Origin of the sequence: Salipiger abyssi, assembly GCF_017311415.1 — a bacterium.
GTDB lineage: Bacteria > Pseudomonadota > Alphaproteobacteria > Rhodobacterales > Rhodobacteraceae > Salipiger > Salipiger abyssi_A.
This window is the reverse complement of sequence record NZ_JAEKIS010000036.1, coordinates 1-20,738: the sequence shown is the minus strand read 5'-3', so window position 1 is coordinate 20,738 and position 20,738 is coordinate 1. Positions and strand designations below refer to the sequence as shown.

At 62.5% G+C, this 20,738-nt stretch carries 18 protein-coding genes and 4 pseudogenes; 4 read left to right on the top strand and 18 right to left on the bottom strand.

The features are described from left to right. Positions 1-119: 119 nt before the first annotated feature. Together I6N89_RS24135 and I6N89_RS24130 are read right to left on the bottom strand one after the other, a co-directional pair. Positions 120-848: pseudogene (locus tag I6N89_RS24135) on the bottom strand (ArdC family protein); the annotation flags it as partial. A 40-nt stretch (positions 849-888) separates the two neighbouring features. Then, positions 889-1,374 (bottom strand): hypothetical protein, encoded by a 486-nt coding sequence (locus I6N89_RS24130; RefSeq protein ID WP_036540302.1) that lies wholly within the window; start codon positions 1,372-1,374, stop codon positions 889-891. A 337-nt stretch (positions 1,375-1,711) separates the two neighbouring features. On the opposite strand from I6N89_RS24130, the gene I6N89_RS24125 reads away from it, so the two are divergent. Beyond that, on the top strand, positions 1,712-2,005 hold the full coding sequence (locus I6N89_RS24125; RefSeq protein ID WP_028288615.1) for a hypothetical protein: 294 nt from the start codon (positions 1,712-1,714) through the stop codon (positions 2,003-2,005). Between the two features lie 28 nt (positions 2,006-2,033). Here the strand turns inward: I6N89_RS24125 and I6N89_RS24120 are convergent, their stop codons facing one another. The 9 genes from I6N89_RS24120 to I6N89_RS24080 form a co-directional block, all read right to left on the bottom strand. After that, positions 2,034-2,195, bottom strand: coding sequence for a hypothetical protein (locus I6N89_RS24120; RefSeq protein ID WP_224557872.1), 162 nt, complete (start codon positions 2,193-2,195; stop codon positions 2,034-2,036). A gap of 135 nt (positions 2,196-2,330) precedes the next feature. Next, a complete protein-coding gene (locus I6N89_RS24115) occupies positions 2,331-3,032 on the bottom strand; it encodes a VIT1/CCC1 transporter family protein (RefSeq protein ID WP_028288616.1) in 702 nt (233 codons plus the stop codon). After that, a complete protein-coding gene (locus I6N89_RS24110) occupies positions 3,029-4,936 on the bottom strand; it encodes a heavy metal translocating P-type ATPase (RefSeq protein WP_207020831.1) in 1,908 nt (635 codons plus the stop codon). The genes I6N89_RS24115 and I6N89_RS24110 overlap by 4 nt, the downstream gene beginning before the upstream one ends. 5 nt (positions 4,937-4,941) lie before the next feature. Then, positions 4,942-5,922 (bottom strand): FAD:protein FMN transferase, encoded by a 981-nt coding sequence (locus tag I6N89_RS24105; protein ID WP_028288618.1) that lies wholly within the window; start codon positions 5,920-5,922, stop codon positions 4,942-4,944. Further along, entirely contained in the window at positions 5,903-8,110 is a 2,208-nt protein-coding gene (locus I6N89_RS24100; RefSeq protein WP_207020830.1) for a PepSY domain-containing protein, read from the bottom strand. The genes I6N89_RS24105 and I6N89_RS24100 overlap by 20 nt, the downstream gene beginning before the upstream one ends. An 11-nt stretch (positions 8,111-8,121) precedes the next feature. Next, positions 8,122-8,592 carry a DUF2271 domain-containing protein gene (locus tag I6N89_RS24095; protein WP_069301738.1) on the bottom strand — a complete coding sequence of 157 codons (471 nt, stop codon included), beginning with the start codon at positions 8,590-8,592 and terminating at the stop codon, positions 8,122-8,124. Positions 8,593-8,627: 35 nt separating this feature from the next. Then, positions 8,628-9,008 (bottom strand): PepSY domain-containing protein, encoded by a 381-nt coding sequence (locus I6N89_RS24090; protein ID WP_028288621.1) that lies wholly within the window; start codon positions 9,006-9,008, stop codon positions 8,628-8,630. 180 nt (positions 9,009-9,188) lie between these two features. Continuing rightward, positions 9,189-10,574 carry a ferric reductase-like transmembrane domain-containing protein gene (locus I6N89_RS24085; RefSeq protein ID WP_028288622.1) on the bottom strand — a complete coding sequence of 462 codons (1,386 nt, stop codon included), beginning with the start codon at positions 10,572-10,574 and terminating at the stop codon, positions 9,189-9,191. After that, positions 10,531-10,848, bottom strand: coding sequence for a PepSY domain-containing protein (locus I6N89_RS24080; protein ID WP_028288623.1), 318 nt, complete (start codon positions 10,846-10,848; stop codon positions 10,531-10,533). The genes I6N89_RS24085 and I6N89_RS24080 overlap by 44 nt, the downstream gene beginning before the upstream one ends. 145 nt (positions 10,849-10,993) lie before the next feature. Here I6N89_RS24080 and I6N89_RS24075 point away from each other — a divergent pair, with 145 nt between their 5' ends. Together I6N89_RS24075 and I6N89_RS24070 are read left to right on the top strand one after the other, a co-directional pair. Next, positions 10,994-11,653, top strand: a complete 660-nt coding sequence (locus I6N89_RS24075) for a response regulator transcription factor (RefSeq protein WP_009503873.1) — start codon at positions 10,994-10,996, stop codon at positions 11,651-11,653. Then, the gene (locus I6N89_RS24070; protein ID WP_207020829.1) at positions 11,650-13,017 is read left to right on the top strand and encodes an ATP-binding protein; all 1,368 of its coding nucleotides are present in this window, start codon (positions 11,650-11,652) and stop codon (positions 13,015-13,017) included. Before I6N89_RS24075 ends, I6N89_RS24070 begins: the two co-directional genes overlap by 4 nt. 156 nt (positions 13,018-13,173) lie before the next feature. Here I6N89_RS24070 and I6N89_RS25865 read toward each other — a convergent pair whose 3' ends face one another. From I6N89_RS25865 to I6N89_RS24045, 7 genes and pseudogenes are all read right to left on the bottom strand, one after another. Next, positions 13,174-13,314 (bottom strand): hypothetical protein, encoded by a 141-nt coding sequence (locus I6N89_RS25865; protein WP_009503871.1) that lies wholly within the window; start codon positions 13,312-13,314, stop codon positions 13,174-13,176. Between the two features lie 13 nt (positions 13,315-13,327). Continuing rightward, positions 13,328-14,935, bottom strand: a pseudogene (locus I6N89_RS24065) (ParB/RepB/Spo0J family partition protein); the annotation flags it as partial. A gap of 113 nt (positions 14,936-15,048) precedes the next feature. Continuing rightward, the gene (locus tag I6N89_RS24060) at positions 15,049-16,182 is read right to left on the bottom strand and encodes a helix-turn-helix domain-containing protein (protein ID WP_207020828.1); all 1,134 of its coding nucleotides are present in this window, start codon (positions 16,180-16,182) and stop codon (positions 15,049-15,051) included. Between the two features lie 204 nt (positions 16,183-16,386). Further along, complete coding sequence (locus I6N89_RS24055) at positions 16,387-17,310, bottom strand: ParB/RepB/Spo0J family partition protein (protein ID WP_207020827.1); 924 nt, start codon at positions 17,308-17,310, stop codon at positions 16,387-16,389. Next, on the bottom strand, positions 17,300-18,445 hold the full coding sequence (gene repA / locus I6N89_RS24050) for a plasmid partitioning protein RepA (protein WP_207020826.1): 1,146 nt from the start codon (positions 18,443-18,445) through the stop codon (positions 17,300-17,302). Before repA ends, I6N89_RS24055 begins: the two co-directional genes overlap by 11 nt. 293 nt (positions 18,446-18,738) lie before the next feature. Then, a pseudogene (locus I6N89_RS25615) lies at positions 18,739-18,846 on the bottom strand (recombinase family protein); the annotation flags it as partial. A gap of 100 nt (positions 18,847-18,946) precedes the next feature. Beyond that, complete coding sequence (locus I6N89_RS24045; RefSeq protein ID WP_236016822.1) at positions 18,947-20,086, bottom strand: tyrosine-type recombinase/integrase; 1,140 nt, start codon at positions 20,084-20,086, stop codon at positions 18,947-18,949. A gap of 126 nt (positions 20,087-20,212) precedes the next feature. On the opposite strand from I6N89_RS24045, the pseudogene I6N89_RS24040 reads away from it, so the two are divergent. Then, positions 20,213-20,512 (top strand): annotated as a pseudogene (locus I6N89_RS24040) (DUF1403 family protein); the annotation flags it as partial. Positions 20,513-20,738: the final 226 nt, after the last annotated feature.

Here is a 20,738-nt window from a genome sequence, read left to right as displayed (position 1 = left end):
TCAGGCTGGCCGCCGCCAGCTCTTTGGTAAGCGCGGCGGCCAGCCTGAAAACTGCCTACCGTCAACGCCTGTCACCCATCCTACGGCAAGGTGGCATGCGGTGCAGACTGTCAAGATAACGCGACGATCTCCTCGCGCGCATAGGACGTGTTGCCAAACTTCGAGAACCCGAAATCACGGTTCAGTCGATGTGGGGCTTTCGTGGCATGGGCCAGCTCATGGGCCCAGACCCCGTAGAAATTGCGCGGGTCCTGGAACCGCGTGATGGATGGCATATAGACCTTGTCCACGGGGGGCAAATAGTACGCCTCCGTGCCCGTGAAGACGGTTGTGATGTCGATGGCATCGAAAAACGCCTGCATGTGCGGGATCGGCTCGGACGGCGGATGCTCGGGTACGGGCTCCGGGTCAGGGTAGAAACTGTCGGGCAGGCCATCGATCTGGCAGGCATTGAACACGCGATAGGATTTCTGGAAGCGGAAGATGCGGGCTTCCTCGGAGCGATCATCGCCATCGCTGCGGTCGTCCTCGCCGCCCGCGTCTTTCCGGCTTTGGCCGTAATAGACGACGACAGAGGATTTCTCGCCCTTGCGGACCTTTGCGTCCAACGCATTGGCCTGAGGCAGAGTCATCCAGAAGGGAGAGCTGTGGCCCGCCATCACGGTCCGCATCGTCAGCAGGAAGTTGTTCACCCCCTGGTAGGGTTCGCCGCCCACGCGCAGGGGGCGTGAGCTGCCGCCTGCGGTCCAGGGCTTGCGCCACGGCAGGACGCCGCGCTCGATGATGCGGATGATTTCGTTTGTGATGACCTCGGAGGCATCGAATTTGGGCGTGCGGGATCGGGCCATGGCTGGCGTCCTTTCGAGTTTTGGTGAGAGGGAGTGGTGACTAGGTTGACCGACAGAGCCGCGGATCGTTGGTGATGCTCGCGCCGAGCTGTTCGGCCATGTCGATGTAGGTGGTCAGCGACACGGACCTGCCGGGACCCGAAGGTTCAGAGTCGTCCGATCCGTCCCGCGCCACCCGCGGCAGGTTCGCGAAGGCGATGACATCGGTGACGGGTCGGATATCGATGAACGGGGTCCCTTGTGCGACCGCGAGGGCGGCCAAGGGAAAGCGCTTGATCGGCGCGAAGGTCGACACGGTGGTCCAACCGAGATGGAGGAATGTCCCGCCCTCCCCGCAGATCACATGCGCGTTAGGCAACAGCGCCGCCTGCTTCAGATAACCGAGATCACGTAGGACGGTCTCGCGCTCGCGCCGTTGTGCCTGCCCCGTCTGGCCGGTTCGGCGTAGTTCCTTGTGTCGCCACCACGAGGCAGCGGTCGCGCGCAATACGCGCAAGACACCTGTTTGCATGAGAATGCCCTTCATCCGGAACGGCAGACCGGAATCCGGCCCGGACCCATCTGAGGGACCTCAAAGGCCCTCATCCGTCAGTCACAAAACCCGAAGAACACTTTCACTCTTTAGGGATCTGATGCCGAGGAGCGTTAAATGCAAAGCTCATGAGAACGTAGGATCCTCCACTTTCCGGCATCAGACCCCAATGAGGAACAGGATCAGGCCCGGACACCCTCTTTCGGGCATCCTCAGGCCTGACCTCCCCCGGCCCTCCTCTTCCTCTCAAACCCCATGATTTCCGCAGGTGGCTTGATTTTGTTCCTGTTATGTTCTATGTTGAAAGCCACGCTAAGAAGGGAGATCCCCGATGGAAAGCACCACTTACGCCCTGCCCGCGACGCCAAAGCAGATCGCCTATGCGCGCGCACTGGCCCTTCGCAACCAGACGCTTCTGCCGTGTGAGGTTCAGCAAGATCGGCGCTCCTTGAGCGCCTGGATCGACGCACAGGCCAAGCTGAAGCCGGGCACGCAGGACAGCCGCCCGACATCAAAGCAGGTCGCCTTTGCCGAGCGCCTCGCCCGCATCAAGCGCCGCGCCGTGCCGGACGAATGCTTCCGCGACAAGGAGCTGATGTCGAAGTGGATCGATGGGAACAAGTGAAGCTGGGTAGACCCCGCGCTGATCGAGATTACTTCGGCCGATCGACAACGGATGCCCCGCCCGACTTGGCAAGCGCGATCAGGCTGGACTGGATTTTGGATGTGAAGACGGAACTGAACGTGCCGATGGGCGTGCGGTCCTCCCAGACAAAGGACCGCTCCAGAACATCGGTGTTGATCTCGTCCAGCATGACCCATTTGCGGACATGGGTTTATGACCCCACGCGCTGCGACTCGATCTGTGGCACCTCGATGATCAGCACGATGTTGACGAGCGTTGCCGCAACAAGCAGCCGGAGCGGGGTTCTGGTACACCCCATTAACTCCTAGCCTACGGCGACCCCGAACAGCGCACCGACCCCGGCTGTCGCCGCCATTGCAAGCGCTCCCCATAGCGTGACCCGCGTGGCCCCACGGACGACGCCTGCGCCGCCGGCCGAAGCGCCCAATCCGCCAAGAACCGCAAGGCCAAGGATCGTCGATCCCGCCACCAGGGGAGCGATCTGCGCCTCCGAGACCAGCAGCACGACGATCAGGGGCAGCACCGCCCCAACGGCGAAGGTCAGTGCGGACACCAGAGCCGCCTGGACAGGGCGGGCGGTAACGGTTTCCGAAATGCCGAGCTCGTCGCGCGCATGCGATCCGAGCGCGTCACGTTCAGTCAGTTGCACGGCAACCTTTTCCGCCAGGTCGCGGTCCAGCCCCCTTTCAACATAAATCCGGGTTAGTTCCTCGAGCTCGGCCTCGGGCGTTTCCTCGAGTTCACGGCTCTCTCGGGCGAGGTCCGCCTGTTCGGCGTCAGTTTGCGAGCTGACCGAGACATACTCCCCCGCCGCCATCGACATCGCGCCAGCCATAAGCCCGGCCAGCCCGGCGATCATGACCTCGGGCTTGCCGGACCCGGCTGCGGCGACGCCGACGACGAGGCTCGCGGTCGAGACAAGACCATCGTTGGCGCCGAGAACGGCGGCCCGCAGCCAGCCGATGCGATGCACCATATGGATTTCAGAATGTGATAGACGGCTCATGGCGTGGCTCCTTGAACGATGTCAGCTTGCTCTGAAATGATCGCCTGGGGTTTGCCCGTAGCTGGCTCCTGTGGCGCGATGCGCAGCGCGCGCAGGGCGTTCAGGATCACGGCAACGTCGATCACTTCTTGCAGGAGCGCGCCCTGAACCGGCGTGAGGTAGCCGAAAGCGGCCGCGATCATGCCCATGACAGACAGGCCGATCCCGGCGACAACGCTTTCGACCGCGATCCGGCGTGAAGCCCGCGCGATCTCGATGCCGGGCCCCAGCCGGTCGATCCGGTCGACGAGCAGCACCACGTCGGCGGCCTCGGCCGAGGCCGCGGCGCCCCGTGCCCCCATTGCCACGCCTACATCGGCTGCGGCCAGGGCGGGCGCGTCGTTGACACCATCACCCACCATCATCACCGGCCCGTGTTTACGCTCAGAGAGCACCAGCAACACCTTTTGATCCGGCGTCAGACCGGCCCGCAGCCCGTCGAGGCCCAGCCCTTCCGTCACACGCTCGGCCACGTCCGCGCGGTCGCCGGTGGCCAGCAGGATACGCGAGATCCCTTGGCGGCGCAGACCGTCCAGCATGGCACCCGCTCCCTCGCGCAGCGGGTCGGACATGACGAGGTGCCCGGCCATGTGACCGTCAACTGCCACTGCGACAAGGACCGATCCGGCGCCCTTGGCGGGGTGATCGCCCACCATCCGCCCGACCCGGGACGCCACGAAGCCGTCGCCCCCGACGATCACCTCGCGGTCCTCCACACGACCCAAGACCCCTTCGCCCGGGATCTCAGCCACTTCTGTCGGAACGGGCAGTGTGAAGCCCTGTGCCTTGGCGGCGGTGACGATCGCTTGCGCGACAGGGTGCTTGGAGGCCTGATCGAGCGCGGCCGCGAGGCGCAGGATGTCGTCCTCGTTCATGCCATCGTGGCTGTCGATCGAGATGATCTGCGGACGGCCATCTGTCAGCGTCCCCGTCTTGTCGAGGATCAGCGTACGGATGCGCGCCATTGTCTCGAGCGGCCCTGCGCCCTTGATCAAAACGCCAAAATGCGCCGCACGCGAGAGACCCGCGACCAGCGCAACCGGCACGGCAAGGATCAGCGGACAGGGCGTGGCGACCACCAGCACGGCGACCGCGCGGATCGGATCGCCTGTGAACCACCAGGCCGCGAAGGCGATACTGACGGTGACGACCAGAAAGCCCAGCGACCAGCGGTCGGCCAGCCGGGACATCGGCGCTTTGGACGCCTGCGCTTCCTCGACCAGGCGAACGATCCCGGCATAGGTGCTGTCCTTGGCCTCGCGCGTCGCCGTCAGGTCGAAGGCCTCGCCCGCGTTGGTCGATCCGCTCATGGCGTCGGCCCCGCGCGCCAGCCGGACTGGGAGGGATTCGCCGGTCAGCGCCGCGGTGTCGAGGAAGGCGGTGTCGGACGTAACCGAACCGTCCACGGGAACGACATCGCCCTGCCGGATCAGCAGGCGATCGCCCGGTGCGATCTCCTCGAGAGGCACATCCTCAAGACCGCCGTTCCGGTGCCGCGTCGCGGTCCGGGGTACGCGAGATAGAAGATCCTTCATCGAACGACGTGCACGGCCCTCAGCGAAGGCTTCGAGGAAAGTGCCTCCAGAATACATGACTGCGACGACAGCCGCAGCCAAGGTCTCGCCGAAGACAAGCGCCGCCGACATCGACAGCGCGGCGACGATATCGAGGCCCACCTCGCCGCGCCCAATGCTCCGGACGATTTCGACCACAAGCGCTGCGAGCGCGGGAACAACTCCTGCAATCCAGATCAGGTTCGCGATCTCTGGTTGGCCCGCAAGGTAGAATGCGAGTCCCACGATCAGCCCGGTTGCGGCCATCAGCAGGAGTGCGGTCTTGAAGCGATCGGTACGGGTCTGTTCCATGCGGCTCATCTTCCCCCGGCTGAGGCGATTGCCGCTGGTTCTTCGGAAAAAAGACGCCCGACTCCCACGCCCATTGCATTCCCTTCATCATCGCGCAGAAGAAACAGGGCGTCGAGTCCACGTTGTCTTGCGAGGTCCGCACCCCTCTCCGCACCGAGCACCATCAGCGCCGTCGCCCAGGCGTCGGCCTCGGCACAGGTGCGGGCCACGACGGTGACGGAGGCCGGCGAGGCGATCAGCGGCGCGCCACGTCTCGGATCCATGGTATGCGACAGGCGGCGCCCATGCACCTCGACCCAATGGCGGTAGTCACCGGAGGTCGCGACGGCGGCGTCCTGCAGCGCCAGAACCGAATGCGGCGTCCGGCGATCAGGGTCCGGCGCTTCTACCGCGATGATCCATGCCTCGCCATCGGGGCGCAGGCCCATGGCACGCATCTCACCGTCGATGCCGACAAGGGCGTCGGCAATCCCATGATCGCGCAAGGTCTCGGCGAGCCGGTCGACACCGTGGCCCTTGGCGATGCCGTTCAGGTCCAGCGCGACGGGCGCGGTCTTGCGCAACTGCATCCCCTCGATCTCCAGCACCTCCTGAGCCGGGCGGCGGGGGGCGTCCATCGCGGCGCGGATACCCTCGGGCGCGGCGGCCCCGGGCCCGAAACCCCAGGCCGTCACCGCATCGCCCATGCCGATATCGAAGGCCCCGCCCGAGGCACGCCCGATCTCGAGCCCGAGGCGCAGGACCGCCCGCAGTTGCTCCGGCACCACCACCCAATCGCCCACCGGCGCCGCATTGATCCGCATGAGCGCGCTCTCCGCGTTCCACATCGACATCTGCGTGTCCACCTCGTCGACAGCCGCCTGAAGGGCGGCACGAATTGCATCCGTGTCGCGGACCCGATCCGCGAAGAACAGCGCCGACCAGCGCGTGCCCATGGCGGGGCCGTTCAGGGCGATGCGCGCGCGCTCAGTAGACATCTTCGACATACCGCCCCTCTGCCTTTAGGACTGCGGGCGTAAGCCCGGCAGGTGCGAGTATCTCGGCCAACGCATCGCTCACGCCCGTGGCCATGTCGCGCCCGCCGCAGACCATCACACGCGCCCCGTCGCAGATAAGCCGGGCCACCTGCGCCGCGTCGGCGCGCAAGGCGTCCTGCACATAACTGCGCCGCGCGCCGCGCGAGACGGCGGTGACAAGCCGGGTCAACCGCCCCTCAGCCTGCCAGCCGGGCATCTCTTCGCCATAGAAGAAATCGCTGTCCGCATGCCGCATCCCGAAAAACAGGTGCACGGGCCTGTGCCGCGCATTGCCGCGGATGAAGCCCGCCAGCGGCCCGATGCCGGTGCCCGCCCCGATCAGGATCAGCGGGGTGAGACCGCGACCGGCGTGAAAGCCGGGATTGCGCCGCAGGAAGGCCCGGACCGTATCGCCCGGTTCCAGCGCGGTCAGCTGGCCCGAGGCCAGACCGCCCGGATGCTTGCGCACCACGATCTCGACGAACCCGTCGCGCCGGCCCGAGGCCAGCGAGTAGAGACGTGGCACGGCGCTGCCCTGCGGCAGGACACCGATCAGGTCGCCCGCCTGAAACCGTGCGAAACCCGCCCCGGTCAGCCGCTGCCACAGCGTCGCGCGCGGCAAGGCGAAGCGCAGGATCGCGGCCCCCGCCTGCATCTCGGCCCCGTAGTTGCGCCGCGAGACGAGGGTCAATGTTTCGGTGCGCGGCGAGACGGGCTGGTGAGAAAGCTCGAGAGAGATGCTAAGCGCCTCGCCAAGAGCGCGGCCCCAGCGCGCGAAATCCTGCGGGGACTGGCGGTCGATTGCGTCAAGCGGCAGAAGCTCCGGCCAGTCCTTCGCTTGCGCTGCTGCCGCAACGTCCTTGGCAAAGGCGCAATAGGCCGGAAAACTCCGATCTCCGAAACCAAGCACAGCCATGGGAATATCCGGCGCTCCGTCGAGGGCGTTCAACCGGTCGAGGAAGCCCTTCGCCGAGGCCGGCGCAGCCCCGTCGCCATAGGTCGCGGCGAGCACGATGATGCGCTCGGCTCGGGCGTAGCGCTCTGGCGCGAAGCCCGACATCGGGCCAACATGGACGCCCTGCCCCGCTGCCGTCAGCGAGGCATGCAGGGTCGCGGCGAAGCCCCAGGTGCTGCCACCCTCGCTGCCGACAAGAAGGATCGTCTCGGCACGGCCCGCGGGCTGGTTGCCGCGGATGCGCGGCCGCCCGCGCCGCCCGGCAAACCAGATCAGGACGCCGGTCACGCCCATCGCCGGCACTCCGAGCGCCATCATCCCGAGCACAAGGCCGAGCGTCGCGGCCCCCTGCCCCGTGTGCAGCATGTAAATGGTTTCCGAGACGCGCTCCCACCCGGTCAGGTCGGCCCATGCCACGAGCGCGCCGGTTCCCTGGTCAAGATAGCCGGTGCCCCGGTCGGTCTTCAGTGTGAACACGTCCGTCGCATCGCCGGGATAGGGAAAGCTCAGTTCGCGCAGCTCGGCGACGGGCGTCTGCAGCAGCGTGGCCATCTGATCGAGAGCGAACCCAATCTCTCCGCTCACTTCGGTGGGATCAGTCGGCAGGACGCCACCGTCCGGCAAAAGATCGAAGGTGGAGGCTGTCATCCAGAGGGCGGTGGTGGAGGACAGAACGAGGCCGATGACGGCGATCCGGGCGATCTCGACATGCAGCCTGCCCGCGAACGGACCGCGCAAGGACGCGAACCAGTGCCGCCATCCGCCCGCCCGTCGCGCGACCAGCATAGCACCCGAGAGCGAGAGGACCAGCATCGCCGCGGCCCCGGCGGCCATGGCGATGCGCCCGCCATCCCCGAGGAAGAGCGAGCGATGAAAGTTGGTGAGCCAGCGAAGGGCCTGGTTCGGGTCGGCCGAGGCAACGCCCGCGCCCGTCGCCGGGTCGATCACGGCAGCACCCGGCGCGCCCTGATCGAACCAATAGGCGGTGATCCGACCGGAGGGCGACCGCCGGATCTGCTCGACGCCCGGATAGACGGCCTGGATGCGGTCCGCGAGGGTGGCGACTGTCTGACCAGTCTCCACCTGCGGCGCGGTGATGCGCTCGACTGCCGGAAAGACCGAGAGCGCAGCGCCGCTCAGGCTCAGGATCGTGACGAGCGCGAGTGCCAGTAGACCCGGCCAGCGATGGAGTGTACGGATCATGGCCCTGCCCCTCACATGTCGTAGGAGAAGTTGGCGATGTAGCGCCGGCCGGTCACCGGCGTACCCGCGCCCGCCGTCGTCAGCGGCACGGCCACCTCGTTCGGGCTGTCGCGCATATCCTCGACCGCCGCGTCTATGTGAAGCGTGTAGCCCGCATCGAACAGCGCATCGGCCAGATCGAGCGTGATCTCGAGACTGCGGCCCGCGCCGACGCTGGCGCCGGTGATACCGTTTACCTGCGCGGTATCGCCGCCCGTGGCACGGTACCAATCGCTCAGATGCTCGTAGTACTTGGACTTGCCACCAGCCATCCAGAGACTGCCGACATAGGCGCCCGAGGCGTCGGTAACGTAAAGCGCGAGGTAAGCGCCGTCGCCGCCATAGTTGTTGAGGGTGGTTGTGAGCGTCACGGGCCGTGCCATAGCGAGGCCGGGAAGCGTGAGTGCGGTGGTCAGCGCGAGCGTTGCGAGAAGTGATTTCATGGGAATGATCCTTGTTCAGGGTGCTTCGGAGCTGTTCAGTTCACCTGAACCTGCGGAGGGGCGCCGTTTCCGAAGAGGCCGTTCTGCGGAGGAGCGACCGTTCCAGCGGGCGCGGGATTGCGGGCGCCACCGCGGTCGTCGTCATCATCCTCGTAGTCCATCTCGACGATCTGCAGCGTCGCCGGATCGAACTTCACCTCGATCTCGCGGCCATTCTGGTCTCGGCCTTCGATTTCGTAGCAGCCGTCGTCGATCTCGAAGTCGCGCACCGTCCAACCGTTCTGTTCGGCCATCTGCATGGCGGCCTCGCGCGGCTGCCACTGGTCACGGGGCGCATTGCAATCATCGTCGTCGGCCAGCGCAGCGCCGGCGGGCAAAAGTGCGATCAGGGCAAGGGCGGTCAGGGTCTTTTTCATGGCAAGGGGTCCTTTCGTTTGATGAGACCAATCTGGCACCCCGACCTGAGGGCATCCTGACGCCCCAGCGATTCCTGCTTCAGCTTGCCGTCAGGAAAATGGCCCCGCCGATGATGACGGGGCCAAAAAGATGCGAGCGCAGGCTACAGGGCTGGCATGGCTATACGCCCTGCCCCGCGTTCAGGTGAATTCGAACTGCTCGAAGCGGACACGGCGAGGCGTTTGGCCTTGTGCTTTCAAGCCCTTGAGAATCCCGTCCTTCAGACCGGTTGGGCCGCAGAACCACAGATCGGCTTGCCGGATCGCGAAAGGGACCGCGCCAATCAGGCGCTCGGCCGTGAGCCTGCCATCGCGCGTCGTAACGACCACCTCGAAACTGAACCTCGGGTTGCGGGCAGCCGCAGCGCGCAACGTCTCTACGCCAATCGCCTCCTCTTGTGTCGGAACGCAGTAGATGAGGTGAATGTCGCGACTCTCCGCCTCTGTCAGGCTTTCCGCCCAGGCGAGGAACGGCGTGATACCGATGCCGCCGGCAAGCCATATTTGGCGCGCACCGCCCTTGCGGAAATTGAACCGTCCATATGGCCCTTCGACCTGCACGCGCGTTCCGGTCCGCAAGATGGCGGGCAGGCTTCGTGTCCAGCCACCCAACCCCCTGATGCAGAACGTCAGGGTGCCGTCAGGGCGCGGGGCGCTGGCAATCGTGAAAGGGTGCGGCTCGGACAGTCCTGCCTCTGGCGCGCGGAAGAAGGCGAATTGCCCCGGCCGCCACCGCATGGCCCGCCCCTCGGGGCGGAGGGTTAGCGTGGTGGTGTCCTTGGTCTGGCTGATCTCTGTGACGGTGAATTCTCTACGCCGCAGGTACGGGGCGACCAGCTCGGTGAATATCCACGCGATCACTCCGGCGATGCCGAATGTGTTCAGAAGCACCGAGAGCGATGGATCTACCTCTGTCGGCAGGTCGACGAAGAACTGGTGAAAGACCACGATTGCAAAAAGGGCCCCCATGAAACGATGGCTGAACCGCCAGATTTGATAGGGGATTTCCAGTGGGGTGAAGGGCAATCTCCGGAACCAGCTGACAGCAACCAGGGCAAGAAGCGCGTTGAAGGCAAGTTCGCCCGCCTCTTCACCAAGTTCACCAAGGGAGGTTTCACGCACCAAACGCTCGAAATCCGGCTCGATCTGCTGGTGCAGGATCATCAGGACCATTGCGGAAATACCAAGCCACTTGTGGACCCGGTACATGCGATCGAGACCGCCGAACAACGGCTCCACCAGCGGCGGCCGTGCGGCGAGGATCAGGGTCTGTGCCATCGCGACAACTGCCGCGGCCCCGACGGCGATGCCGAGCGCGGCATCCGCACCATAAGTCGCATAGGTGTTGAAACCGAGCAAAGCCGCCAGCAGGCATGGCAACGCAACCAGCACCGGGCCCGTCAGGGCTAGAGGAGAGTTTAGGGAAAGCCGGGAGAGTGGCGGCAGGCTCGGCACCGGGACAATACCGTCGCGACGCGCTGCATCAGTCATCGTCGCGTCTCTCGTGATCCCGCTCGCGGCGATCATCCTCGTCGTCCTCGTATTCGAACTCGATTACCTCCAGCGTGGCCGGGTGGACAGTCACCTCGATCGCACGCCCCTCGGCATCCCTCCCGTCGATCTCGTAGCAGCCGTCATCGATCTTGATCCGGCGCACCGTCCAACCATTTTCCTCGGCCAGCATGGCAACAGCATCGCGCGGCTGCCAGTCGGCCATCGGCACGAAGCAATCGTCGTCAGCCAGCGCCGCGCCGGCCGTAAAGACCGCGAGAAAGCCGATAATTGTCAATGTCTTCTTCATGGGGCACACTCCTAGTGGCTCGCCTCTTGATGCCATTCATGCGCCGCGAAGCTGACGGCAGCCTGAAGGGGCTCGACCCACAAGCTTCAGCTTCGTGTCAGCCAGACGGATCATGGAGGGACATCAGGAAAGGACGGGTACGACCATGCGCATATTGCTGATCGAGGACGACACGACTCTTGGCGCTGCCGTGCGCGACCAGATCGCAGCTGATGGCCAGTCAGTAGACTGGGTCACGCGGCTAGACGCGGCGGCAGACGCGATGAGCGCAACCTCTTACGACCTGCTCCTGCTCGACCTCATGCTGCCAGACGGACGTGGTATCGGGTTCCTCAAGGGCCTCAGGACGCGTGGAGACGTGACGCCGGTCATCATCCTGACGGCGCTCGACCAGGTGTCCGATAGGATCGAAGGCCTCAATGCGGGCGCTGACGACTATCTTGTGAAGCCCTTCGACCTGTCGGAACTGTCGGCACGGATCGGATCGGTCGCGCGGCGCTACAGCGGCAACCCCAACCCGATCCTGACCCACGGACCGCTCGACATCGACCTTGCCGCGCGCAGCGTCCATCGGGATGGCAGACATGTGCCGCTGACGGCGCGGGAATGGGCGCTCTTCGAGGCCTTCCTGGCGCGTCCCGGGCAGCTCCTGTCCAAGGCGCAGTTGGAGGAGAAGCTCTACGCTTTCGACGCCGAAGTCGAGAGCAACACCATCGAGGTGCACGTGAGCCGCCTGCGCAAGAAACTGGGGAGCGCCATCATCGAGACCGAGCGCGGCATGGGTTACCGGCTGGGCAAGCCATGATGTGGCCATCCAGCCTTCAGGTACGGCTCGGCTTGTCACTCGGCCTTGTGCTGACGATCCTCTGGCTCGCCGCCGCCACGGTTACCGCGGTGATCGTTCGGGGCGAGATGGACGAGGTCTTCGACAGCGCCCTGCGCGAAACCGCCGAGCGCATCCTTCCGCTGGCCGTGACCGACATCGTCGGCCGAGAAGATCAGGGTGTGACGCAGCGCCTCGCGCCGATCCGGGAGCATGACGAGTTCTTCACCTACATCGTACGCGATGCCGAGGGACGCATTTTGCTGCAATCCCATGCGGCGGACCCTGCCGTGTTCCCTCCATACGACGGGCCGGGATTTGGGCAGAACGCCACACATCGCCTCTACAGCGACGCGGCGCTCCAGGGGACGATCAGCATCACCGTGGCCGAACCGTTGGCGCATCGCGCATCGGTTGCTCTTGAAATCCAGATGGGCCTCGGCCTGCCGCTGCTGGTCGTGCTGCCGTTGGCGCTCGCGTCGATTATTCTCGCTGTGCGCTTTAGCCTCGCCCCTCTCCATCGGTTCCGTACGCGGCTTGAAGCGCGCGGCGTGCGCGACCTGTCAGAAGTACCCGCGGCCGACCTGCCGACCGAAATCGGACCGCTGGCCGCAACCTTGAACAGCCTTTTGGCTCGGTTGCGCGACGCGTTCGAGGCTGAGCGAAGTTTTGCAGCCAATGCGGCTCATGAACTAAGGACACCATTGGCGGGCGCTATCGCCCAGGCGCAGCGACTGCGGTCAGAGACCAAAGATCCGACCATCGACGCCCGTGCCGCCGAGATCGAGGCAACGCTCAAGCGTCTCACTCGGCTTTCCGAGCGTCTCCTGCAGCTTGCGCGGGCGGAAGGCGGTAGACTTCGGATGGACCAGAGCGCTGATGTCAGAACCATCACTCGGGTCGTGGTGGAAGATATCGCGCGCACCACAGAGAACGGGCGCCTTACGTTGAACTTGCCGGACACGCCTGTCTTGTCTGATATCGACCCCGACGCATTAGGAATTCTGTGCCGGAATCTGGTGGAAAACGCCCTACGCCACGGGGCGCAGAATGCCCCAGTCGCGGTTACACTCACGAGCGACGGGCAGTTGATCGTGGCGAACGAGGGCCCCGCGGTAGCAACCGAAACACTCGAACGCCTGACAGGGCGCTTCGAGAGGGCAGATGCAAAAACTGATGGTAGCGGGCTTGGCCTCGCTATCGTCTCAGCCATCGCAGAACGGATCGAAACCTCTCTCTTGCTCCAGTCACCACGTCCCGGTGAAACTTCTGGATTTCAGGCATCCGTCAGATTGCCAACAGATGCTCCAAAAGCCCATGCGAAAGATCGGGAGCATTGGCCTTGAAGTCTCACGTCGCAGCGCCCCGAGGGGTGCGGTGTCGATGATGGTTGTTGTAGACATGATTCTTCATTCTGAATGCGAGTAATCGCGCTCATCCCATTGATATTATTACACTATAGGGTGATTGGGGGCGGAATCTCCGCCCCCCGCTGGATCACGTTATTCCGAGGCCAGCATCGACGCGCCTTCAGCAGGCAGGTCATCCGTCAGAAATGCAGGAAGGTCAGCTTCACTGACGCTGTCAGCCGCTTCGGCATCCGCCCCCTGCCCTTCGGCATGGTCCTCATCGTCAAGCGCCACGAGATCGTTCCGGCGCATGACGCTCGTCGACCAGCTTTGCCACCACGCTGTCCTTCAGATCGCTCGCCTGCGCCGGCATGTAGATGTGACGCACTGAGGCTTCGAGACAGCTTCCCGAAGCAGAGGAAGTGCGGAAGGTGTCCGTCACAATCTTCAGCAGCAGCAGAATCAACGCCACGTCGGGCGAGCGCCCGATCGCTTCACGCAGCGCCAGCGTCCGGTGTGCCGTCAACTCGATTACGAGCCGCTCGGGCAGTGGCTTCAGCGCTCCGTCATCCTCATCCTCCGGCAGATCGCCGCCAATCGGCTGGCCTCCCGACATGATGACGGTTCCGGCATGAGCGGCACTGTCATAGCCATCGGTGAGATCACGATCATCCCCCTGCCCCGCCACCGCAGGATCAGCACCATCCTGGACCGCTGTCACGTCAACCGGCTCATCCTCTGGACGCACATAGCCGCGATAGACGGCCAGCACGCCGTAGCGGTCGAGCGTGACGAACGCCCCTGCCCGTCCGATCTCCTCCGCGTCGAAGATCAATGGCCGGGTCTCGATCTTTTCCATCTCCGTTTCCAACACGCCAAGCCGCGTGTCGACCTCGTCGGGGATGTCATCCTGACCCGCGTATTCCTCCTCGAGCGCCCGGTACTCGGCGAGCAGCTTGGCATGGGTCGCACACTGCTCATCCGTCATAGGTGCCGGATCGCCGGACAAGGACCGCAGGCCGTGGCTGTAGCCGTAGGGCAGGTCAAGTGCTACCTCGATCCACTTCCAGCCCTCAACCGCAACCGTCTCAGCCTCGGCTTGAAGTTTGTCCGTCACCAGCCGATCGAGCAGGGCAGGGTCCTCCAACCAACCGCCATCATCGCCCTGGAAGAGGTCATGCAGCATCGTGCCACCCGCCGCTTCATAGGCATCAACACCCACAAAGATCGCGCGCCGGTCGGAAACCCTGACCGAGGTTTCGGTCAGCATCCTGCGGATCTGGAATGGCTCCTTGTTCCAGGATGAATTGATCACATCCCAGACCTGAACCTGACGCGCATGATCTGGATTCACGGTGAAAGCCATGAGCTGCTCCAGCGTCATGCCATCCTCGGCATAGACCTCAAGCAGGGCAGGGGCGACGGAGGCAAGTTTGAGGCGCTGCTTCACGATCTGCGGCGTCACGAAGAAGGCGGCAGCAATCTCTGCATCGCTCTGACCCTTGTCCCGCAGCGCCGCAAACGCGCGGAACTGGTCGAGCGGATGCAGGGCAACGCGCTGCATGTTTTCTGCAAGGGAATCGTCCTCGGCGAGGATCGCGGACCCCCCATCCCGCACGATGCAGGGAATGGGCGTCGTTTTCGCCAAACGCTTGTGCTTCACCAGCAAGGACAGTGCTTGGAAGCGACGACCCCCAGCCGGGATCTCGAACTTGCCGGTCTCGGTGCCATCATCACCCAACACGGGCCGCACGCTCAGGCTCTGCAACAAACCGCGGCGGGCGATGTCTTCGGCCAGTTCCTCGACGGACACGCCAGCCTTGATGCGCCGCACGTTGGACTGGCTCAGCACCAGCTTGTCAAAAGGGACATCCCGCGAGGGGGACAGGGTGATTTTCTGGACAGCTTTGGTCATCAGATCTTCTCCACGACGGGCGCCGGAAGCCACTCTCCCGATCTCACTTCCCGTCACCCTCAAACCAACACTCCTTTCCCTCTCAGGATCGTTCTTGACCGCGGTCAAGAAGTTCACGTGGGAGCAAGTTGTGTGCGTAGGATCCTTTCGAAATAGGCGTCAGGGTGTTTGATCGTGTCTGCTCTTGCTATCAGGTAGTCGAAGACGAGAAGCAGTTTTCCCGCGCCAGCTTTCTGGATGCCATACCGAAGTTCGTCTTGGCTTATTCTAAGCAATCGACCGAGCTCGTATAGAATGCGGGTAAGGGCTTCTCCTGTCCGCGGCGGTTCTGGGAAAAATCCTGCAACATGGGTAAAATCCTCCCATGCCATGCGTGCTGGGTCTCGGTTCATCGTAGGTTTGGTTTTTGCGGTTTGTTCACTGCGATTGACCGTAGAGGGAGCAATCTTTTTAATATCTTTTTTTATAGACTCTATGTGCCGGACATTTTGTCCGTTTGTGGCGGGCAGATCGTTGGATTCTGGTGCATAAGGTCGGTGTTCGATAGCTTGTAAATTATCTTCGGAACCAGCTTTTTCTGCGGCATGGTGTTCACCGTAGCTTGCGTCGGTATCGGCTCCGAGGGCTCTAAGTTCTGAGATAACGCTCAGGACTGCATCAACGGTTAATGTTGCTCGACGCAGGACATTTCTGATCATGTTGAGGGTAGAGAGCTTTGCTTCATCGAAGCGTGTCTGTTGGAGTAGCGAAGCACGTAGGGCCAACGCCTCAGCCTTCAGTGAGCGCAAGCGCTCGCGTTCTTCGGTGAGCTGCAAGGCTTGTGTCGCGAGCGAGCCGTACCTCTCGATCAAGGGCTTCAGGTCGATACCGAAGGCATCTCTGATAACGCCTCCATACCGCAGCGGAAAGCGTTTGCCATTTGCTGAATTCTTGCGTTCGATCAGTTCAGCAGCTGAGAGGCGTCCCAGGCTGCGTCGAATTGTTCTCTCATCGAGTCCATTGGCGCGCTCTGACAGAGAAGCGTTCGATGGGAACACGACAGTGAGCGTAAGTCGCTGGCTGTCCTGAATCTCACGTTCTTTGCGGGGTAGGAAGCTAATGAGCGCGGTCAGAACGGCGAGGTCATTGGCTGTGAGACCGAGCTCCTTCCTCAGTACGCGAACTGGGCCCAGAAGCTCATAGGGGTTAGGGCAGGGCAGAGATATCCGTTCCGCCAGGGCGGTTGTTGTTTCATTTGCATGTCTCATGGTGTTTCGGAAGAAAAAGCTTCCCCGTTCACCGCGAGCGGTGTTGAAATCGATTCGTTTTGGGGGTATCAATCAGGTGTCGAGACTGATTGAGGCCCTTCGGAAGCATCGCTTTCGGGGGGTCTTTCTTTTTCTAGCCGGTCCTCCTTTCGTTTTCTGCTCGTTGCTTTTGATGTCTTGACCGCGGTCAAGACACGGGGGTCGTCACTCTGGCCCGTCTTGACCGCGGTCAAGAAGCTCCATGACCAGCTTCCGGACTGCCTCCTCAACACGAGGGACAAGATCCGCGTCCACATCGATGGTGATACGGTTGCCCTTTCGGCCGATCTTCACGCGCTCACTGGGGTGTGTCTTCTGCGTCGATGGTTTGGTGGCTGTCAGCAAGGCAACCGCCGCTTCGAGACGGTCGGGGCCCGGTATGTTGCGAGGGATTTTGCCGGCAACTTCTCGGGCTCTCGCGACGTCTTTCTCGCACAGCCTGAAAAGCCTTTCCCAAACCCGTCGACCAACGCCGTGTGCAGGTCCGATAGCCTGGATCAGTTCCATCGGGATGCCCGTAGCGATACGGTTCATCCGCGAGACGAGCGATTCATCGATCTGAAGTGCCCGATACGCGATCGTTTGAGCGTTCTTGCGCGTTTCGTCGGTTTTCCCAAGTTCTCGAATGATTCCGGCGACAAACAGAGCCCTTTCGATGAACGATGGATCTTGGCGCGCATTATTCTCTACGCCTTGGGCAATGAGAGCTTCCTCGTCGGTCATCTCCATGACCGTAGCGCGCACTTTCTGACCAAGTTGGCGACAAGCGAGAAGCCGACGGCGTCCATAGACGATCTCAAGCGCACCGTCCTCGGTTCGGCGAACCAGCACTGGAACCTTTTGACCGTGCTCGCGGATCGACGAGACAAGCTCATCCAGACCATCGCTTGGATCGATGCGGTCCATGACCGCGGACATCCGTATGGCGGTCGGGTCGATCAGCCGCGTGGCGTGTTTATCCTCTTCGAGCACAGATGCTTGAGCGCGAGCTACAGTCGGGCTCGTCCGTTTCACATCCAGATCGTCGTCTGAAGGCGGCGTTTTGCCCATCGCGTTCTTGAGTGAGTCCCCGAAGACCTTACGCGCCATGGCTACGCCCCCATGCTTTCAGGATTTCGCGTTCGACTTCGTCGGTCACGCGCGAGACGGACTCGATCGCGCGCTCGTAAGTTCTGCGGTTCACGTCGCGAGGTTCGACCTCGAAGATGCTCTGCTGGGTGTTCGCAGCATCACCCACGGCTGTTGATTTCAGGAACTCGGCAGACAGCACGGCATCCCCGAGGACTGTCCGAAGCAGAGACGAAATCTGCACCTGCGGACCATCCGTATTTTCGTAGCGGGTGATCAGAACTCGCACGAAGTTCAGTCCATGTTCCGGGGCGTGTGCCTCGACGACGCCCATCAGGTTGCTCGCCATGCCCAGAAAGCTCGCCAGCGACATGACATCGAGCATCGACGCGTTGAGCGGGATCAGGACCCCGGTCGATGCAAAGAGGGCAGAGATCACAGAGAAGTTCAGCTGCGGTGGGGTGTCAAATATTACCACATCATATCGGTTGAGGACGGGCTCAAGCGCTTCCCGGATGCGGCTATGGAACGTGGTGGCGCCGTGTCTGAAGCTCAGGGCGACCTCGAACTCGTACTCCATGATGTCCATGGATGCCGGGATCAGATCCACGGTCGGGAAGTTTGTTTTGCGAATGATCTCTGTTGCGGGCAGTGGATCGTCGGATCGGATAAGATCGTATGACGTCGGCATATCCGGATCCAGCTCGGGAGTAACCCCGAATAGGTTTGTCAGACTTGCCTGGCTGTCGAGGTCGATCAGTAACACCCGGTAGCCGCGCAGACCCAGTAGTTGCCCTACATGGGCAACAGATGACGTCTTGGCGGAGCCACCCTTCAGGTTGAAGATCGTCAAGACCTGACAAGCCTCTCCCGGTCTTCTGTGCGGGTGTTCTTCTGGCTTGATCCTTCCAGTCTCGAGAAGTACGCGTTGTGCCTCGACCATCTCCTCTGCAGAGAAGCTACGGCGGTTGCCGCCCTCCAGGACACCTTCGGGAAAGCCTTCGAGGTTTGACACATGATGGCGAAAGGTATTCTGATTAATGCGAAGCAGTTCAGCCGCTTCCCGCATGGCGAAGCGTCGGAGGCCCTTCTGAGCGTCCGGTGGGAAGGTTTCCTGCGCATGTTCACGCAACCGACCACCAAGCCGCTTGGACATGACTTCAAATCTCTGGGAGGCCCGTATCCCGTTCATCACTGCCCTCAAGTCTTTATTGTTTTGCAAAGCTTAACAGATATTGTGGATAAATCCAGACCAAACCGTTGAGCGGCCTGGCGGCGTTGAAGGCACCGATTTCTGTCGACCGTAAACTGTTAAAAATCAGCGTCTTGGGCGACTGCGCTCTCGCTCTACTTCAACACCTCGTTGCCAACTACCTAGTGACCACAAGATGTATTGTGAGTGCGTACAGAAATCAGTCGGCAGAATCGGATGGGCGATTCTCGGGAATCTCAATCGAGCAGCCCCAGTCTCTCAGCCCGTTCCAACAACATCTTCACCGAGGAAGGTTGCCAGCTTGTCCGCCCACGGGGCGTGCGCTCGCGCATCGCCTCCAGCCGTGTCGCGTTTAGTTCCCGATTTCAATTGAAGCAGTAAGCTGAAACTGAAGCGCTGGAATTTCACCTTAGCGCTTCACTAACGCGTCAAGATTCCTGAGCTTCACAGCCCTGCGGCTTTGGTCAGGTTCACCCGGAACCTGTCGCGTCTGCGCTGGTAGCGCCGGGTCATCTCGGCCGACGCATGTCCGAGTTGCTTTTGAACATAGCGCTCATCAACCTCTGCCGACGAGGCGAGCCCGGCGCGCAAGGAATGGCCAGAGAACATTGCCAGTCGTTTGGCTTCCGGCAAATCGGATCTGACGCCGCTCTTCAGAACGGTTGCCTTGATCAGCCGTGCGACGTGCTTGTCGGAAAGGCGGGCCTCGAGCGCACGTTTGCCATCCCGCGATGTGCGCACGAAGACCGGCCCGAATTCGATCTTTGCAAAATACAGCCATTGCTCAAGTGCGTGGACAGGACAGGTCTGGTCGCTTGAGCCGCGCCCGACCTCAACCTCGCGCCACCCGGTCTTGGCGTTCAGCGTCAGCAGAGCGCCATCTTCGAAAATCTCGATCCAACCGCCGGAGTCCGGTGTATCATCCTTGTGCACGTCAAGGCTCACGATCTCGGAGCGACGGAGACCTCCAGCATAGCCCAGAAGTAAGATCGCCCGGTCTCGAAGCCCGCGGAGATCATAGGGAAGGGTGCCCACCATGGCCTGGATGTCCTCGGGCAGGATCGCTTCCTTCTGAACCGGCGGACGCGCGTGTTTGCGCCTAATCCCGGCCAGAACGGTGGCGACATGGCGGTCCTTGCGATCAAGAGTGAAGCCGCGCTGCCTGTAGTTCCAAGCGAGGCCGGAGAGGCGCCGCTCAATGGTGGAGACCGAGAGAGCAGGGGCCTTCCCGGTCGCGGCGGCCAGGTCCGCCACATAGAGCCCGACCATCTCGGGCGAGGGGGGCAGGGGATCCGTCCCTTTCAACCGGCACCAACGGGTGAAGTGTTTCCAGTCGGCCGAGTAGGCCTTGTTGGTGTTCTCAGCTGTAGAGGCCTCGGCGTAGTCGCGCGCGGTGTCGATCAGCCGGTCGAGCGCGCCGGAGCCGGCCACATGAGCGGGCAGAGCGATTGAAGCTCGGTCCCGAGAGGTTCTCTCGTCGTGTTCATCACTGTTCGGCGCATCATAGGACGCAGAACTCGAATTCCCTGCGTCAGACGCGTCGGAATCCTCGATTTTGGTGCCGTTATTCGTGAGACTGCTCATCTTTCCGAGCATATCATTTTTATGTCCGATAACGCAAGGTTATTGGGCGTATTAAGGTTCGGCAAAGAGGGGCGGTTTCTACACTATATGGTAGTCAAAAGCGCCGCCGTGAGATAGTGTTGTGGCATGACATATGCCCACTCAACCTTCGACAGCGACCCTCTTAACTTACCCCAGATGCCGCCCTGGGTCACCTCGGCACGCGCCGAAACCCTTGAAGATGTGGCGTTTTTGTCGGGCGCAGCACTGAGCCACCTGCATCTTGTGTTGGGGCGAGAGGCGGTCCCCCAAGCCTTGTTACGGGATCGGCTGTCGTTGCGCGCAACGGAGGCTTGTGTCGCGTTTTTGGGCCGGCCGGAGCGAGCAAGGGAGCTGCGCGACGTGGTGCATCTGCTACGCCCCGGCGACCTGCCCGGCCCGGCAGGTGTCGCGTAGCCCTTAATTGTGAGATGGGAAATCCAACGAAATCAACGGCTGAGTTTTGCCCTTAAATATGAGATTTTGCCTTTAATTCTGATATTTTTGCCCTTAAACCTGAGACAGGGTTCACAGACATTTGCGGCAAATATCGATGAATGATGATGGCGAAGACTCCGTTGCCGTTGGTGCTGAAGAGGCGCGCAGGGCCGCGGTGCTGCGCCCTCTTGTTCAG

Coding starts and splice junctions, on each gene's coding strand:
- I6N89_RS24130 (WP_036540302.1), bottom strand. CDS start 1,374: ATGAAGGGCATTCTCATGCAAACAGGTGTCTTGCGCGTATTGCGCGCG.
- I6N89_RS24125 (WP_028288615.1), top strand. CDS start 1,712: ATGGAAAGCACCACTTACGCCCTGCCCGCGACGCCAAAGCAGATCGCC.
- I6N89_RS24120 (WP_224557872.1), bottom strand. CDS start 2,195: ATGCTGGACGAGATCAACACCGATGTTCTGGAGCGGTCCTTTGTCTGG.
- I6N89_RS24115 (WP_028288616.1), bottom strand. CDS start 3,032: ATGAGCCGTCTATCACATTCTGAAATCCATATGGTGCATCGCATCGGC.
- I6N89_RS24110 (WP_207020831.1), bottom strand. CDS start 4,936: ATGGAACAGACCCGTACCGATCGCTTCAAGACCGCACTCCTGCTGATG.
- I6N89_RS24105 (WP_028288618.1), bottom strand. CDS start 5,922: ATGTCGAAGATGTCTACTGAGCGCGCGCGCATCGCCCTGAACGGCCCC.
- I6N89_RS24100 (WP_207020830.1), bottom strand. CDS start 8,110: ATGATCCGTACACTCCATCGCTGGCCGGGTCTACTGGCACTCGCGCTC.
- I6N89_RS24095 (WP_069301738.1), bottom strand. CDS start 8,592: ATGAAATCACTTCTCGCAACGCTCGCGCTGACCACCGCACTCACGCTT.
- I6N89_RS24090 (WP_028288621.1), bottom strand. CDS start 9,008: ATGAAAAAGACCCTGACCGCCCTTGCCCTGATCGCACTTTTGCCCGCC.
- I6N89_RS24085 (WP_028288622.1), bottom strand. CDS start 10,574: ATGATCGCCGCGAGCGGGATCACGAGAGACGCGACGATGACTGATGCA.
- I6N89_RS24080 (WP_028288623.1), bottom strand. CDS start 10,848: ATGAAGAAGACATTGACAATTATCGGCTTTCTCGCGGTCTTTACGGCC.
- I6N89_RS24075 (WP_009503873.1), top strand. CDS start 10,994: ATGCGCATATTGCTGATCGAGGACGACACGACTCTTGGCGCTGCCGTG.
- I6N89_RS24070 (WP_207020829.1), top strand. CDS start 11,650: ATGATGTGGCCATCCAGCCTTCAGGTACGGCTCGGCTTGTCACTCGGC.
- I6N89_RS24060 (WP_207020828.1), bottom strand. CDS start 16,182: ATGAGACATGCAAATGAAACAACAACCGCCCTGGCGGAACGGATATCT.
- I6N89_RS24055 (WP_207020827.1), bottom strand. CDS start 17,310: ATGGCGCGTAAGGTCTTCGGGGACTCACTCAAGAACGCGATGGGCAAA.
- repA (WP_207020826.1), bottom strand. CDS start 18,445: ATGTCCAAGCGGCTTGGTGGTCGGTTGCGTGAACATGCGCAGGAAACC.
- I6N89_RS24045 (WP_236016822.1), bottom strand. CDS start 20,086: ATGAGCAGTCTCACGAATAACGGCACCAAAATCGAGGATTCCGACGCG.